Annotated in this window: 13 protein-coding genes; 5 read left to right on the top strand and 8 right to left on the bottom strand. The window is 34.2% G+C overall.

Annotated elements, in window-relative coordinates; genetic code table 11:
- Positions 1-211: 211 nt before the first annotated feature.
- The 5 genes from H6G44_RS01080 (at position 212) to H6G44_RS01060 (ending at position 5,199) form a co-directional block, all read left to right on the top strand.
- Positions 212-1,546 carry a P-loop NTPase fold protein gene (locus H6G44_RS01080; RefSeq protein ID WP_190384717.1) on the top strand — a complete coding sequence of 445 codons (1,335 nt, stop codon included), beginning with the start codon at positions 212-214 and terminating at the stop codon, positions 1,544-1,546.
- Positions 1,547-1,704: 158 nt separating this feature from the next.
- Entirely contained in the window at positions 1,705-2,760 is a 1,056-nt protein-coding gene (locus H6G44_RS01075) for a tetratricopeptide repeat protein (protein WP_190484231.1), read from the top strand.
- A 227-nt stretch (positions 2,761-2,987) separates the two neighbouring features.
- A complete protein-coding gene (locus H6G44_RS01070) occupies positions 2,988-3,926 on the top strand; it encodes a cation diffusion facilitator family transporter (RefSeq protein ID WP_190384715.1) in 939 nt (312 codons plus the stop codon).
- Between the two features lie 315 nt (positions 3,927-4,241).
- Positions 4,242-4,424: a chlorophyll a/b-binding protein gene (locus H6G44_RS01065; protein ID WP_190384714.1), complete on the top strand. Its 183-nt coding sequence runs from the start codon at positions 4,242-4,244 to the stop codon at positions 4,422-4,424.
- Between the two features lie 124 nt (positions 4,425-4,548).
- A complete protein-coding gene (locus tag H6G44_RS01060) occupies positions 4,549-5,199 on the top strand; it encodes a PAP/fibrillin family protein (protein ID WP_190384713.1) in 651 nt (216 codons plus the stop codon).
- Here the strand turns inward: H6G44_RS01060 and H6G44_RS01055 are convergent.
- From H6G44_RS01055 to H6G44_RS20050, 8 genes are all read right to left on the bottom strand, one after another.
- The gene (locus H6G44_RS01055) at positions 5,186-5,482 is read right to left on the bottom strand and encodes a hypothetical protein (RefSeq protein ID WP_190384712.1); all 297 of its coding nucleotides are present in this window, start codon (positions 5,480-5,482) and stop codon (positions 5,186-5,188) included. The two genes, H6G44_RS01060 and H6G44_RS01055, sit on opposite strands and share 14 nt — an antisense overlap.
- Before the next feature lie 82 nt (positions 5,483-5,564).
- The gene (locus H6G44_RS01050) at positions 5,565-6,983 is read right to left on the bottom strand and encodes a hypothetical protein (protein ID WP_190384711.1); all 1,419 of its coding nucleotides are present in this window, start codon (positions 6,981-6,983) and stop codon (positions 5,565-5,567) included.
- Positions 6,984-7,734: 751 nt separating this feature from the next.
- Positions 7,735-8,130, bottom strand: a complete 396-nt coding sequence (locus tag H6G44_RS01045) for a hypothetical protein (RefSeq protein WP_190384710.1) — start codon at positions 8,128-8,130, stop codon at positions 7,735-7,737.
- Positions 8,131-8,589: 459 nt separating this feature from the next.
- Positions 8,590-11,544: a UPF0182 family protein gene (locus H6G44_RS01040; protein WP_242031611.1), complete on the bottom strand. Its 2,955-nt coding sequence runs from the start codon at positions 11,542-11,544 to the stop codon at positions 8,590-8,592.
- Positions 11,545-11,625: 81 nt separating this feature from the next.
- On the bottom strand, positions 11,626-12,999 hold the full coding sequence (locus tag H6G44_RS01035; RefSeq protein ID WP_190384708.1) for a cobyrinate a,c-diamide synthase: 1,374 nt from the start codon (positions 12,997-12,999) through the stop codon (positions 11,626-11,628).
- Positions 13,000-13,077: 78 nt separating this feature from the next.
- Entirely contained in the window at positions 13,078-15,057 is a 1,980-nt protein-coding gene (locus H6G44_RS01030; protein WP_190595352.1) for a CheR family methyltransferase, read from the bottom strand.
- Positions 15,058-15,481: 424 nt separating this feature from the next.
- Positions 15,482-16,075 carry a chemotaxis protein CheB gene (locus tag H6G44_RS01025; RefSeq protein ID WP_190384706.1) on the bottom strand — a complete coding sequence of 198 codons (594 nt, stop codon included), beginning with the start codon at positions 16,073-16,075 and terminating at the stop codon, positions 15,482-15,484.
- 136 nt (positions 16,076-16,211) lie between these two features.
- Positions 16,212-16,422, bottom strand: a 211-nt coding sequence (locus H6G44_RS20050) for a hypothetical protein (RefSeq protein WP_206754488.1), incomplete at its 5' end; no start/stop codon positions are given.

Genomic DNA, 16,422 nt, shown 5'->3' with positions numbered 1-16,422 from the left:
AATAACTCCACTCCCAACCCGCAAGGGAGGCTATAGTGTACACACAAGTTAAATTACCCCCCTTAATCCACCTGATGTTTTGGGGGGAAACTGGAAAAATTAGTTACCTCCCTTTACAAGAGGAGGGTTAGGGTGGGGTAATTTAATGTATCAGAAAATAAAAAGGCGTATTTTTGAGTTAATATAACTCTAGATGCTGAAATTTACGACTATGGCCTCAAATTTTGCCTTCTTAAAACAGTTATATAACGCTTTTGACCCATTCCGACCTTTACCTGCTGGAGATCCTGCTTATGTGGATTGTACCGATGTACGGGGAGATGGGGATATATTGGAAGCGGTAGGGAGAGAGATATTATATTCTGACAGAAAAACCTGTCAACTGTATGCAGGTCATCGTGGTGCAGGTAAATCTACAGAATTACTAAGACTACAAAAATATTTAGATGAAAACGGTTTTTTTGTCGTCTACTTTGCGGCTGATGAACAAGATATTGATCCAGAGGATGTTCAATATACAGATATTCTTTTAGCTTGCACACGCAATATTTTAACAGCATTTAAAGATAGAACTGATTCTCAAGCTGTATTGAATTGGTTAAAAGAACGATGTGAAGATCTAAAAGATTTATTACAAACAAAGATTTCTATAGATGAATTATCAATTGAAGCACAGGTTTCACAATTTGCCAAAATTACCACTAAAATCCGAAGTGAACCCAGTGAACGCCGAAAAATTCGTGATTTAATTAATCCCCATACTACCACTTTAACTACGGCATTAAATGAATTTATTCGAGATGCTAAAAAAAATCTTCCTTCAGGATATCACGAATTAGTATTAATTGCTGATAACCTAGATAGAATTGTCCCTGTAACTAAAGCAGATAACCGCAGCAATCATGACGAAATTTTTATAGACCGTAATGAACAACTCAAAAATTTAGATTGTCATTTAGTTTATACTATCCCAATTTCTTTACTTTATTCTGACCGCGCAGCATCATTAACAGAGATTTATGGACTTCCCCAAGTTTTACCAATGATTATGGTAAAAACTCCTGGAAATGAGCCTTTTTCACCAGGACTTGATAAAGTTATTGAAATTCTCCAAAAACGACTAAAGAAAGTAGATCCTAATAAATCTATTGTTGATTTATTTGAAAGCAGATCATCTTTAGAAATGTTATGTTTAATGAGTGGCGGTCATGCGCGGAATTTATTATTATTAATGAAGGAAGCACTCAAATATACAACGTCTTTACCTATTACTGACAAAACCTTGCAGCGTTCAATTAGCGAATTGCGAAAGACATATAAAGATACCATTTATGCGAATGAATGGAAAGATCTGGTAAATGTTCATTATTCCAAAGAAATAGTTAATGATCAGTTACATCGGGGTTTATTATTTAATCGTTGTATTTTAGAATATCGCTATCTCGAATCAGAGGGAGGAAGTAACGTTTGGTATGATATTCATCCTCTAATTAAAGGAATAACAACATTTCAGGATGCCTATAATCAATTATATCCTGATAGTTAGACCTCTCCCTAACCTTCTCCTAACAAGAGAGGGGACAGGAAAAACAATAAACATAACTTGAAAGTTGTTAAAATGGTTATTTTAAAGCCTTTCTCCTTGCAGGAGAGAGGTTTGGAGAGAGGTTTTTACGTAAAGTTTATTATCATCTATTTAAAACAATGCCTCTTAAACTCACTAATTGGGATCAAGATTTACCAATAGAAAAAGATGAAGAATATCAAGCCTTTATTCGTACACTTCAGTTTACAGACGGCTTTAGTATATTATTTGTGCGTTGTTCTCCGGCTGAAGGTGAACAATTAATTAGTCAAGTGAAAGTAGATATTCATAATCAAAATATAGAAGTTATCAAATTAGATAAAGATGTGACTAATTTATATGCAATAGTTGATAAATTACCTAACAAAAACAATATCAATATATTATTTATTACAGGCTTAGAGTCTTCATTCTATAAATACGAAGAAGCCAAAACTTTAGTAGGTTGGAATAGTCGACAAACTCATCATTATAGTTGGGAAAGTGTACCACCGTTTTTAATTAATATCAACCAACAACGAGAACGGTTTAGAGATAGTTTTAATATTTGTTTTATATTTTTATTACCGCAGTTTGCAATTAAATATTTTATTCACCGCGCCCCCGATTTCTTTGATTGGCGTTCTGGTTTATTTGATTTTCCTTTAGATTCAAAAACTCTAGAACAAGAAGCTACACGGATTATTCAAGAAGGAACTTATGAGAAATATGCAAATTTAACCAATGAAGAAACAAATCAGAAAATCTTAGAAATTATAGATATTATTGAACATGAAATAAATAATGAACAAAAAGCTGAATTATTTTTTGAATTAGGTTATTTGCAAAGAGTTAGAAAAAATTATGAAGAAGCCATATCTTCCTACGACAAAGCTGTGGAATTTAAACCTGATAAACACGAAGCTTGGTACAACCGGGGCAATTCCCTAGACAATTTAGGCAGGTATGAAGAAGCCATATCTTCCTACGACAAAGCTGTGGAATTTAAACCTGATTATCACGAAGCTTGGTACAATAAAGCTTGTAGTTATTCCCTGCAAAATAATATTGAACAAGCAATTGAAAACCTAAAAACAGCAATTAATTTGCATCCTGAAGTTAGAGAATTGGCAAAAACCGATTCAGATTTTGATGCTATTCGGGAAGATGAACGTTTTCAAGAATTGATTAAATAAATTAGGTATAATAGGCATATACTGAATTTTATTAATTATGAATTTATAATATAGTGTATTCTAAATTTTAGCTTTATATGAGTTCTTTTTTTTGAATATATCTGAACATTGGGAAGTACAGTATTTGCGGTGATATTAAGTAGAACACACTAAAATACCGCTATCAGGTTCAATAGTAATGTAGCAACCATAGTATTTATCTAGTTCTTTACTCCCAACTCATCACTATGACACAGGACCACGACCACCATCATCACCACGAACCTGGACACCATCACAGTCACGCCCCAGCCACATTTAGCCGGGCTTTTGCCATTGGAACAGCGCTGAATGTAGGATTTGTGATTATTGAAGCCACTTATGGCTACTTAGCACACTCCTTGGCTTTGTTTGCTGACGCGGGTCATAACCTAAGTGATGTCTTGGGACTCCTCCTAGCGTGGGGTGCAAGTTCCCTCTCCCGTCGTCCTCCCAGCCACCGCTATACCTATGGATTGCGTGCTTCTTCGATTTTAGCTGCTTTAATCAATGCTGTGGTCTTGCTTTTGTCTATGGGTGCGATCGCTTGGGAGGCCCTTCGTCGTTTTCATGATTCTGCACCAGTATCAGGAGAAACTATAATTGGTGTTGCCCTGGTCGGTATTATCATTAATACTATTACTGCACTCATGTTTATGTCAGGGCGCAAAAGTGATTTAAACATTCGGGGAGCATTTTTACACATGGCTGCGGATGCTTTGGTATCCTTGGGGGTGGTGGTAGCTGGAATTGCGATTTTATTTACCCATTGGCTGTGGCTTGACCCATTAGTTAGCTTAGTGCTGGTGGCTGTTGTCGTCGCCGGAACGTGGCATTTACTTAGAGACTCCGTAAATTTAGCACTTGACGGTGTACCAGCAGGAATTGAACTGCGGGCTGTGAAAAATTACTTAATTGAATGTCCTGGGGTGTCAAAAATCCATGATCTTCACATTTGGGCTATGAGTACGACAGAAACCGCACTCACAGTTCATTTAGTCATACCAGAAGGTTATCCTGGTGATGCTTTTTTATGGGAAGTTTGTCACGAACTTGAACACCATTTTGGTATCAAACACGCTACTATTCAGGTGGAAATGGGAGATTCAGCTTATCCTTGTGCTTTAGAACCGGATCATGTTGTTTGAAAAAACCTCATACCCTGGACTCGTATACACATAGTTTTGACATACTCACCGAACTGAAGGTGCGGTGATTCTTGACACTTCAATGAAACACGCCACAAGTGGTCTTATCGTCCCTCCATGTCCGTTTAAAGTCTCCCAATGCCCTATGGCGACTATGACCAAATTTTAACATAAAGCCGTCCTAGAAGGACGGGGCTTGTGTCCCGTCTTTTCGGTCAAAAAATTGTAAATAAATATTGTTTTTTAGCGAAAAAATTGTTATATTTATTTACATAAGACAACAAAGCTTAGTAAATCCTAACTGGAGTGCTGATCATGACTAATGCAACAAAAACATCTAACGCACCCGTAGCAACTGACCGCAACGCTTGGCAATGGGGTTTTACACCGGGAGCAGAAATCTGGAATGGTCGTTTAGCAATGATTGGTTTTTCAGCAGCAGCTTTGATTGAACTATTTTCTGGTCAAGGCTTTCTTCACTTCTGGGGTATTCTTTAATTTGTTGATAACATAATTTTTGATTAACTGAAAGCCTGTTAGTTGATAACAACTACCAGGTTATTTATTTGGAAATATAACGATTTTAGGTGAAATTTTTCTAATTATTAAAAATAATTATCCCATGAACAATCAAATTTTGAAAGAAAAATTACAAGCAACAATCAAGAAAATTAAACCTAAAAATGACGGTTCTCCTATTACTAATTTAAAACTTGATCAAAGTTTAGTTGTAGAAATTGAACAGTTGACAACAGAACTAGAAAGCCTTAATCCTCACCCTCAACCTCTCCTCCATGCTACAGCTTTATTAGAGGGTGCTTGGCAATTACAATACTCTACAGCTAGAGAAATTCGTTCTTTAGATTCTCTACCATTGGGGTTACAAATAGGTAAAGTTTATCAAGTAATTAATATTGCCGATAAACTATTTTTTAATATAGCTCAAGTTCGACATCCTCTGGGTTTAATATCAGGATATGTGAAAGTAACAGCTAGTTTTGAACCTGCTATGGATATAGAAAATACAATAGATAAACGTATCAATGTTGATTTTGATAAACGTTATTTAGCGATTGAAAAAATTGTGGGTATTAATACCCCTAAATTAAATCCATTTAGAGTTGTAGCAGCTAATAATCCTCAAGGAAGAATTGCCACTCTTGATATTACCTATTTAGATGAAACTTTAAGAATTGGCCGTGGGGGAGATGAAAGTTTATTTATTCTTAATAAAGCCAATAATTTACCTCAGTTTGACTTTAAAAAGATATAAATACGGTTTTTCCTGTGCGGGGTATCTCTACTCCATTCAGGTAGGTCTTTTTTGAATTATCTATGGTGTTAATCTTCTGATTACTGTGTTTGTTATCTACACCTTGGGTTTGTTTTTTGGACTGATTGATAATCTCAGAAATATCATTTGTGTAGGTATCTGGATAACTCTGTAATGATTGACAATAACCAGCACATAAATTTTCTGCTTGTACAGGGGTCATTTCTTCCAAAAATAGTTGCTTATCAATTTGATGAATATTCGTATCTATGATTTTATTCATGGTTTTTCTTAATGATAAACAGGTCTATATCTCAGGGTGGCAAAAACTTTGATAATTTTCATCTATCTTATGGAATAATGTTTTATTTGCGAATAGATAAACTACTGGATGATTCCGTTCGCATTTTTCTAGTTTCTTCCAAAATCTTATCTATATCCTCTTGGGATAACCGTTGAATATAGTTAATTTTAACTTCTTCTAAAAAGTCATTTAGCAAACTTTGAATTTCTACCAAAACTTGTTTTTGCTGAATTTCTGAAGTGAATGCAGTTGTGAATTTTTCCATTAATTGAGTGGAAAGTTTTGCTGCAATAGGGTCTTTAATACTACTAGCTAAAGCACTATAGATATTATTAGTAATTTGGGTAGCTAATTGTTCACTAATTTGTGTTTGGGCTTTACTTAATCCTGGTAACATGAGAATGTTACTATATCCTGGTAATTGTTGACAAGCCACAGCAATACTATGGCACAAAATTGCATTTACTTCTGGTTGGATTTTTGGTAATACTTGATTAACCAAAGTTTTAATTAACAATCCAGTAATTGCTTCGACTTCATTGATATTATTAATGTCTATATAAGAACGCACACGATCTGATTCTAATAGCCAACGGGTAATTTCCCCTCGTTGAATTGAACCTTGAAGTTGGTTAATTACTTGGACTACGACAATTTCTGTAATTTCTTCCGCAAAATTAGCAAGAATACCTTGATGAATCTGTCGTCTAATGATATAAAAATCAACTAACTTTGCTTGATCAAGTCTAATTGTAACTGTTATGACTCGTAACCATTGCCAAATTGGTATTAGTAATAATAGGTCATACCAACGCCAGAGAACTGCTTCTAACCAATTTAAATGACTATGTCTACGTTTGATTAAGAAAGTCCGTCCTAGTAATTCTGTGGCAAATATAATCACAAAAGGTAAATCAATTATCCAAAAATTATCTGAAAAATTTCCATTTTCATCAATTTTACGGTAATAGTTTTTGGCAATTCCCGGACGAATTGCTTGGTTGAAAAAATCTATTTCCTGCTTCCAACCCCTTTTAGATAAATACTCCTGACTCCAAAAAGTATTAAATGCACTTTTTGCAGATTCTTGTTTAATATGTTTCCGCATCCGATTTTTAATTTTTTCCAGGGTTCCACTCTTCCCAGCACCTGCAAAAGGATTAGTTTCAATCATTTCTTTGCTGAGAAAGCGAAGGTCTGCCAATTTAGTTTTGACTTGAGGTGAGATTAAACCGGTTTGAATTACCTGGTTTTCTAATTCAGCTACGGATTCTAAATATTTTTTTGTGTCACGATGTGGTTCAATACCTTTAATTGGATCGTACAATTGAGTTATTGCAGGAACTCTGCGGAAGTAAAAATCCCGCCAAGGTACGTAACTTAAATCAAAGAAAACTAATACTAGATTGATAGTGGCGGTAATCGCCATGGCTCTTTCAAACCATAGGTTCTTTTGCGGGGAAATTTTTAATTTACTCATGATTGCTGATTATAGTAAATTGTAGGTTTATGAAATACAGTAGTACGAGTTACAAAACCGACGCTATGAATTTTATAGCACAAGTTAAAAGTTAAGAATTTATTGCTGTAGGGTTGGAATATGAATTTTGTCCTCCTATCAGGTAGATTATGTTATGGAGATTGTCTGTATATTGCCATACTTTCAATACTTGCATAAATCAGTGTAAATATGTACTTTAGCAGTTTAGACTATCCACAGATGGAGAAAATTAATTTTGGTGATTTTGATTAATTATGACAAAATAATACCCAAGTGTCTCTACGGTGTCAAGATTAAGTAGTTAATAACGTTACAAAAATTTATCAAAAAAGACTTATTGAGAAATATTTTTATTACTACTTGACATATATTCTTAATTAAGGCTATATTACTATCAAGTGTTTTCTCTATAAAGTATCGGCAGAGAGGAAAAGTAAGCAATAGCAAGCTTTTCCTCGTTTTTCTCTTTTATAACACCCATGTAAAACTCTCTGAGATATTATTTTCTGTATTTTTTATGTCATTTATAGTTGGTTTTGAGTTAATTTTTTAGCAATTAATAAAAATAATTATTAATTAAAAATAATTAAAATCAATTATATCATAGCAATTCCCAAGCTGAAGAATATACCCTACCTACGCTGCACCGTCCCCTATACCTTAGGGAGGGATAATTTTGTATCTCACTAGAGAAGAAAAGACTATATCCCTAACTTCTCTCAGGTAATTCTTAGTGAAATAAATTTTTATGGGAAAAGCTACCTTTTTTCGGAGTGTATTCAGAACAGTCTATAGCTTTTTCGGTCATAACATTATCAGGTTTGACAGCACATTTCAAATAATGGTTATTGGCAAAAAATTGACATTTTTTACAGGGAACTTTTTGTAAAATTTTACTTTGCAAGTATGTCTTATCATGATTATTGTTGCGTATTTTATGAAAAAGTAAGAGAAAGATAGCCCAAATAAAAATAAACCCCAAAGGAGCTAAAGATAGTGCTAAATCTGGTATTTGGATGTTGTGATATTGTACTTGTACTTTTTCTGTTTGAACTGCATTTTGAGTAATGGACAAGTCGGTATTATCAGCTATGAGTATATTTCCTAATACCTGCTCTATATACATCTTATTTCCCTTAGTTATTGATAGTGGTTCTTAGTTGAAAAAAGTGACAGAACCAGGTGCAAACCCCTGAGAAAAGTTTAATTAAAAACTTTTTATTTAAGAGGATGTAGTCTGGATAAAGCTGAATCCAGCTTCCAATTATAGGTTTAGCAAAAGTAAAGCTTGGTTATCTCTGTCAATAGTTTTGATTTTTTTATATGAAAATATATCTGAAGTAGTACGTGGATATTAAAAATACAGTTGGTAATAGTTTTTTAAATTTTTAAATTTTTGAATTTCTAGAACACCGATACCTTAATTGCGTCATTAGCTTAAACTAAAATCAGTATAATTCTGAGTTGAAATATCAGCTACAGCACTTCCCCGTGTTATGAGGTACATATCTAGCGGGTAAGATGCCCGCACCACAAAAGTTTGATGATTCAACTTTGTACCTAATAAGAGCGGAAACCGCTGTATTTAACCAGCGGGTATTTCGTCTTCTAGGGGACGAATAATGGGTGATGCTGGTGCGAGTTCTGGTTGAAAAATTCCTTGTAGTGCTTGTTCTAATGTTTGTGCCATGATGATGCGATTTTCATAGGCTACAACTACTCTAACTAAGGTGGGTAAACTATTTTGGGTAGCTTCTAAATAAATTGGTTCAACATATAGTAAAGATTGCTCAATGGGAACTATTAAAAGATTACCTTGAATTACTCTAGAACCTTGCCGATTCCACAGAGAAATTTGTTGAGAAATAATTGGATCTTGATTAATTCGGGCTTCAATTTGTTCTGGTCCATAAATTAATCGTTCTTTGGGAAAGTTATATAATAGTAATTTACCATAATTTTGGCCATCGGAACGTGCTGCTAACCAAGCGATTAAATTTGTGCGTTCTTTGGGTGTGTAGGGAAGTAAGAGGATAAATTCTGCAAAGGGAACATTGGGAAGACTGGTAATTAAATAATAAGGTTCAACTTTTCGGCTTTCATTACCATAGATTTCATTAGGAATTTGCCATTGATCTTCGCGGTTATAAAATACTTGGGGATCTGTCATGTGATAGATCATTAAGCGTTCAGATTGAATTTTAAAAAAGTCTACTGGATAGCGGAGATGATTGCGGAAATTAGGAGGTAAATTGGCCAGGGGTTGGAACATTTGGGGGAATATTTTTGACCAAGCAGTAATTAATGGATCTAGAGGATCAGCAATGTAAAATTTAACTGTGCCGTTATAAGCATCAATCACGACTTTGACGGAGTTGCGGATATAATTAATATTGTCTTTACCCGCGTCAGAATAGGGATAGCGATCGCTTGTTGTGTAACCATCAACTATCCAATAAAGATGATTTTCTTTACCGGGAAATTGTTGATTTTGATTGTCTATATGGGCATCTGCGACAACTAAATAAGGATCACTATCAAATTTTAAAAAAGGGGCAATAGTGCGAATCCGTTGGTTAATATTTCGACGAAATAATACTTTTGTCTCTGGTAGAAAATTCTTAGTAAATACCATTCTCCAGTCTTTTAAATATATAGAAAATAACCATCTTTTCCAGAGTGAGTTAATCTGAATACCACCTAATCCATCATAACTATTATAAACATTATCACTACCACTAGGATAATCTAATTCTTTGACTTTTGTTCCAGTCATGACGTGAGTATTACTAATTTCTCCATAATAAATTCGAGGTTGTCCGATGGGAATACTTTCACGAATATCTAGACTGTAAGTATTTAAAACGCTACCATTTTGGTTAATATCTTTAACAAAATATTCTGGTAATCCACCAGCAGCAACGGTATTAACTGGACTCATAGTAAAGCCATAACCATGAGTATAAATCATATTTTGGTTTACCCATGTTTGTGCTTGTGGGGGGACATTATTGTAATTTAATTCCCGCGCAGCAATTAGTACCTGTTGTTTTTCTTTTTTATCTTTTTCTATGTTACTTTTTATTAAATATCTATCAATATCAGCATCAGGAAATTGATAATAGGGGCGAATTTGTTGTAATTGGCGGTTGGTTTTTAATAATGGTTCTTGATCCCAAAGCCGAATATTCCGAATTGTTAATTGATTAGCTTTGATATTTGCTTCTGTGAGTTTTCCTTGTGGGTTAAATGTTTGGGAATCAATGACATCTAAATTAAATGCTTGACGGGTAAGAGCAATATTTCGCATTATATAAGGTTGTTCTCGTTGTAATTCATTGGGCTCAACGATTAAATTTTGTACAGCCATAGGTAAAATAAAATTACCTATAACGATAAAAGTTATATAAATTCCTAAACTATAAAATATCCAGCGATAATGTGAAGATTTTGGTTGCCAAAATATAGTTAACCATAATAAATATAAGGCTATAGCTAAGGATAAAATACATAAAATTGTATCTGCTGGTAATTGGGCTTGAACATCGGTATAACTAGCCCCATAACTGACACCACGCACTGAATAAAGGAGTTGATAGCGACTGAGCCAATAATGTAAAGATGTTACTAACATTAAACAGCTTACTAAACCTGATAAATGGCGTATTTGTGGAGAGGAAAATCCTGGGAAAATAGCTTTAATAAGACTATCTGCTGATAATAAATAGGTGATAATTACGCTAAGAAAGCCATATAAAGATAATCCAATTAACCAAAAATCTAAAAGTTCCCAGATAGGGAGATGGAAAATATAAAAACTGATATCTTTATTAAATAATGGTTCAGATTTATGAAAATCAACAGCATGGAAAGATAAGAGAATTTTTGACCAATGTTGAGATAATATCCAGCCGAAACTCAGACTAAAAATAATAGCGATCGCTCTGAGAAAAAATTTGCTATAAATTAATATAGCCATAGATAATCCCCCAAATAATCCTAAATACCAAGGTTGAGAAATGATCTTTTTTCCCAACTGTAAAATTATCTCTGGTCGAAATAGCAGCGGTACTGATAAACTGGATTGATTAACTTTCTCTCTCCAATAATAGATAGCAATTTCTCCATATTGTGCTAATATTAAACATACTAAAAAGATTGATCCTAATATAAGAGGTAAAAGCCATTGTAATTTGATTTTATTGGTATAGTTAGGCCATTGAGAAGTTTGATTATTTGTGGAATATTGAGGACTAAGAAAAGTGGTTAATTTTTGACTAATGTTTATTTCCCGCACGGGACTAGAATTAGGAAATTGGGTATATTTGAGTCTTTGGGCTAAATTTAGATTTCCTAACAAATAAATAGCACTCAAGCTGACAATAAATAGCCATAAACTACCCTGAGTTAAAAGTCTTTGCCAAAATATTTCTATGTAACCAACTTCCTGAAACCAAAAAATTTCCGCACCCAAATGAGCAGCTATATCTAAAAATAGCCACAAACCCAGACATACTATAAAAACTCTCATAGCTCTCATATTTAAAATATTACTTTCTAAAAACATATCTTCTTGACAAAATCTCCGATTTCTGATATAAATTTATAAGAAGTCAGAGATCTAAATTTTTTGATTTTTCAAACATTCTTGAATAAATCTGTTAGGAATATCTCCACTTTCTCCCCAATGTTGATGAATATAAGAAGCATGAACATTAGGTAAATACCAACCTTCAAAACCTGTATTTTCATCACAATCATAACGATAGGTATTAAATAATGGTTGTGGAGAATTAGTAATTAAATGAGAACGATGAAATTCATGTCCAAAAATATTTTTATTGCTATCAACTAAAAAAGTATTTTCTAAAACTACTGCGCGACGATATCCTAAAGTTAATCTTTTATCCATTTTTGCCTCAGTGGGTAATATTCCTACCATTGGCCAGGATTTACCGTCAAAGTCAATAATTTGCTCACATAAATACATTAATCCTCCACATTCAGCAATTGTGGGTATTCCTGCTAAAATTGAGTTTTTGACTGCTTGAATTAGGTTAATATTTGCAGATAATTGTGGTGCAAATACTTCAGGAAAACCACCTCCAAAATACATTCCCTGGATATCTTTTGGTAATTGAGTATCATTTAAAGGACTCCAAAATACTAATTCTGCTCCTAATTTTTCTAATAAGTCTAAGTTATCTTGATAGTAGAAATTAAAAGCTTGATCTCGCGCTACAGCAATTTTAACTGCGGAATTAGGAATTGGAAACTGGGAATTAGGACTTGATAAAGATGCTGATTTTAAAAGTGGTAGAAGTTTATCCCAATCAAAGTAAATATCACCTAAATCTGCTAAACTATTAATTATCTGATCTAACTCTGGTAATTCTGTAGTGGGAATTAAGCCTAGATGACGGTCAGGAATGGTAATATTATCCTGTCGTCGTAGAACCCCAAGAATGGGTAATTGTAGAGGTACAAGAGCATCTTTTAATAATGATAAATGTCGATCACTTCCCACTCTATTTAATACTAAACCAGCAATTTTAATTCTTTTATCCAAAGAACAATAACCGTGAGCAATTGCAGCTACTGAACCCGATAACCGACTACAATCTATTACTAATATTATCGGTATATCTAATAATCTAGCAATATGTGCTGTACTAGCAAAGTCGGTTTTTTCATTTGTGTTTGACAAGTGACTAATACCATCAAATAAACCCATTACACCTTCAACTAAAGTATATTCAGATTTGGGAGAATGATGATTAAAACATTGCTGAACATAAGTTTCTGAAGTTAGCACAGGGTCTAAATTTCGACAAGGAAGACCAGTTACATATTGATGAAACATTGGATCAATATAATCAGGTCCTACTTTGAAAGATTGGACTTTCACACCACGACGACGTAAAGATGCTAACAGTGTTATTGTAACTGTTGTTTTTCCGACTCCGCTCCGTTCTCCAGCAATAATTATAGACATAATTTAGCAATTAAAAATTAAATAACCCACCCCTAACCCTCCTTTTTTGGGAATTAAGGAGAGTGTTTGTAATGTTGTTTAAATATTCTCTGGTTTTTCCCGTTGTCTTTCTTCAATGTCTATAGGAGAAATCATACTCTTGATTTTCTCAATATCTGTCATCGTAATAATAACACCTTCTACTGTTCCATTCATCAGAGGACTACAGGCCAGATAACATTGGATTTTTTTACCGCGACGATTAGTGGCATTAATGATTATTTCCTGGAATTTCTTCTTACAAGACATAATATCACGAATGGGATTTCGCAGTTGTTCTACAGGTAAACCAATATCCAAACTAAACCAAGATTTATTCATTACTTCATCAGTGCGTAAACCCCACATATCTTCAACTGTTTGATTCCAGATTAAAATATTAAAACTACTATCTAAGACTACCATACCCATTTGCAAAGAGCCTAAAATAGAAGTAAGAAAAATATTAGTTTGGTCAAGCTCACAAGTGCGGTCGCTTAATTCATGATTTATTGTTTGCAATTCTTCATTAGCAGATTGCAGTTCTTCATTCATTGTCTCCATTTCTTCATTTGTAGATTGTAATTCCTCATTTGTTGTTTCTAATTCTTCATTTGTGGATTGTAATTCCTCATTTGTCGTTTCTAATTCCTGTCGAGAACGTTGTAATGCTGTCTGAAGTTTTATCTGATGGGTGATATCATTAAAAGAAATTGTCACACCAAGAATAGTTTGATCATTATCTTGTAAAGGAATAACTCGCAAATCTAAATATTGAACTTCTGAATTAGTCTGATAACGTTTAACATTTGTGAGTGTAATCGGATGACGTTCACTATATACTTGCTCAATTAATGAGCGTAATTCTACAGGTCTATAGGATAATTCTAAATCCTGAAAGGGGCGATTTAGATCTTTAACTGTCAGATTAAATAAATTTCGTGCTTGTTCATTGATCATAATTAATGTACCATGATTATCAATTACCACTTGGGCGCTAGATGCTGTATCAAAAGCCAATTCTCTAATCCGCAGTCCTTCAAGAGTAACATTATCAGCGGATTCCTTACCTTCTGAACTTTTCATAACTAATTGACGATTGTGGATATTACCCAAAGATACCTTACTAAATATCCGATTTTTTAAATCTATAGGCACAAATAAATTAGAGTGCATGACTAACATTTCTGCTTTTCCTAAAAACAAATAGCCATGATCATTAAGAGCAAAATGAAAGCGATTAATAATCTTACCTTGGATTTCTGAATTGAAATACATTAAAGTATTGCGACAAATCAATAAATCTAACCGAGAAATTGGCGCGTCTTGTAGTAAATCATGACGACCAAAAATTACACAACGACGGAGATCTCGGCGAAAAATATAATTTTTATTGACTATATCAAAATATTTATCCCGCAGTCCTAATGGGATTTCAATAATATTTTTAGCTGAATAACTAGCTTGACGAGCTTGGGTGAGGGCTTCTTCATCTACATCTGTCGCGTAGATTTTTACCCGCTGACGAAACTCTTCTACTCCCAAAATTTCCGCTACAATTGCTGAATAACTAGCTTGACGAGCTTGGGTGAGGGCTTCTTCATCTACATCTGTCGCGTAGATTTTTACCCGCTGACGAAACTCTTCTACTCCCAAAATTTCCGCTACAATTATTGCTAAAGTATAAGCCTCTTGACCAGAAGCACAACCAGCACTCCAGAACCTAATTAGTCCATCTTTTGGTTTATTTTTGATGATATTAGGGATAATTTCTTTGGCTAAATAATCCCAAGCTGAACTATCTCTAAAAAAAGCCGTCACGTTAATTAAAATAGTATTAAATAAATTTTTAAACTCATCTGGATGAACTTCTAAATAATCTTGATAATTCCCAAAACTATCTATATTTAAAGTCTCCATCTGTTTAGTAACACGACGCATTAAGGTTGAACGTTTGTAACCTGTGAAATCAAACCCTCGATTAATTCTCAAATATTGCAGGAGATTTTCAAAATCAAGGTCTTTATGTGGAGCATTCATAGCATCAGAATTTTACTAGATATAGATACATACTAAAGATGATTATAGACTAAATATAAACCCACAAGTGTTGAATCCTGCAATAAAACTTTACAATCTTTGCGTTTTACCCAGGTAAAATCCATTGTCTATTGAGAATAGAGTCATTAATTGACCAAATTTGGTATCACCAATACCAATGCACAACTTGGACACAATCCTCAAAATCTTAACATTCAACACTTCTGATATAAACCTGTGCATTTTCCATTATTTAAAATCAGGACTTACGCACAAGTTATGGAATAACGAACCGCTCCAGGCACAGAGAACACAGAGAAATGAGGGTTTGAGGAATATTTTGCGTAAGTCCTAAAAATATGAAATTTGCAAAACCATTTTTTATAGATAGTCAGTCCTCCATAATGGCTCAATCTGTGATAATTTATAGCGAACTAGCATGAGACATGACCAAAGTGATCAAAGCTGAAGAAATTTCTGCCAAGGGTAGGACAAAATCTACATCCCCTGTTTTAATTGCTGAAGATGGCATTCCTGCAAATTCAGCGCTTTTGTCATCTTGGACAATGACCGTACCACCCATTTTTTTGATTGCTTCCACTCCCATTGCCCCATCACTACCAGTTCCTGTGAGGACAACAGCGATAGTTCTTTCTTTATAACTTGCTGCTACAGATTCAAACAATAAATCCGCCGAAGGACGGAGAAAATGTACCATTTCTGACTGAGACAAAGAAGCCGTACCATCACTATTTACCAACAAATGATTATTAGGAGGAGCAATATAAACAACTCCGGGAATAAGTTTATCTCCTTGTTTTGCCTGTATTACTTTTAGCGGAGTCCGACGACCGAGAATTTCTGCCATGAGAGATGGATGACGAGGATCTAAATGTTGAACTACAACAATTGGAACCCGGAAATTTATCGGTAAATCTGAAAGCACTTCAATTAACGCCGTTAAACCACCCGCAGAAGCTGCCAAAGCCACAATATCAAAGTCAGGAAGATTGGCCATATTTACCTCTTAAGATTATAGTATTTTCCATATTCAAGATATCGAAATTTTTAATTTATTTCCTACCCCTATGGATACATAGGGAAATAATTTTTCCAGTTTCCCCCATTTCCAAGGGGGGATTAAGGGGGGTAATTTAACTATAGATACATAGGGTAATTTTTCCAGTTTCCCATTTCCAAGGGGGGATTAAGGGGGGTAATTTAACTATAGATACATAGGGTAATTTTTCCGGTTTCCCCCATTTCCAAGGGGGGATTAAGGGGGGTAATTTAACTATAGATACATAGGGTAATTTTTCCAGTTTCCCCCATTTCCAAGGGGGGATTAAGGGGGGTAATTTAACT

This window comes from Aphanizomenon flos-aquae FACHB-1287 (genome assembly GCF_014698755.1).
Lineage (GTDB): Bacteria > Cyanobacteriota > Cyanobacteriia > Cyanobacteriales > Nostocaceae > Dolichospermum > Dolichospermum flosaquae.
The sequence above is the reverse complement of the archived record's forward strand: the minus strand, read 5'-3'. Positions and strand labels throughout refer to the sequence as shown.

Bases quoted from the DNA above. Each gene is read 5' to 3' on its own strand.
- H6G44_RS01080 (WP_190384717.1), top strand. From the start codon at position 212: ATGGCCTCAAATTTTGCCTTCTTAAAACAGTTATATAACGCTTTTGAC.
- H6G44_RS01035 (WP_190384708.1), bottom strand. From the start codon at position 12,999: ATGTCTATAATTATTGCTGGAGAACGGAGCGGAGTCGGAAAAACAACA.
- H6G44_RS01070 (WP_190384715.1), top strand. From the start codon at position 2,988: ATGACACAGGACCACGACCACCATCATCACCACGAACCTGGACACCAT.
- H6G44_RS01060 (WP_190384713.1), top strand. From the start codon at position 4,549: ATGAACAATCAAATTTTGAAAGAAAAATTACAAGCAACAATCAAGAAA.
- H6G44_RS01075 (WP_190484231.1), top strand. From the start codon at position 1,705: ATGCCTCTTAAACTCACTAATTGGGATCAAGATTTACCAATAGAAAAA.
- H6G44_RS01055 (WP_190384712.1), bottom strand. From the start codon at position 5,482: ATGAATAAAATCATAGATACGAATATTCATCAAATTGATAAGCAACTA.
- H6G44_RS01045 (WP_190384710.1), bottom strand. From the start codon at position 8,130: ATGTATATAGAGCAGGTATTAGGAAATATACTCATAGCTGATAATACC.
- H6G44_RS01040 (WP_242031611.1), bottom strand. From the start codon at position 11,544: ATGAGAGCTATGAGAGTTTTTATAGTATGTCTGGGTTTGTGGCTATTT.
- H6G44_RS01025 (WP_190384706.1), bottom strand. From the start codon at position 16,075: ATGGCCAATCTTCCTGACTTTGATATTGTGGCTTTGGCAGCTTCTGCG.
- H6G44_RS01030 (WP_190595352.1), bottom strand. From the start codon at position 15,057: ATGAATGCTCCACATAAAGACCTTGATTTTGAAAATCTCCTGCAATAT.
- H6G44_RS01065 (WP_190384714.1), top strand. From the start codon at position 4,242: ATGACTAATGCAACAAAAACATCTAACGCACCCGTAGCAACTGACCGC.
- H6G44_RS01050 (WP_190384711.1), bottom strand. From the start codon at position 6,983: ATGAGTAAATTAAAAATTTCCCCGCAAAAGAACCTATGGTTTGAAAGA.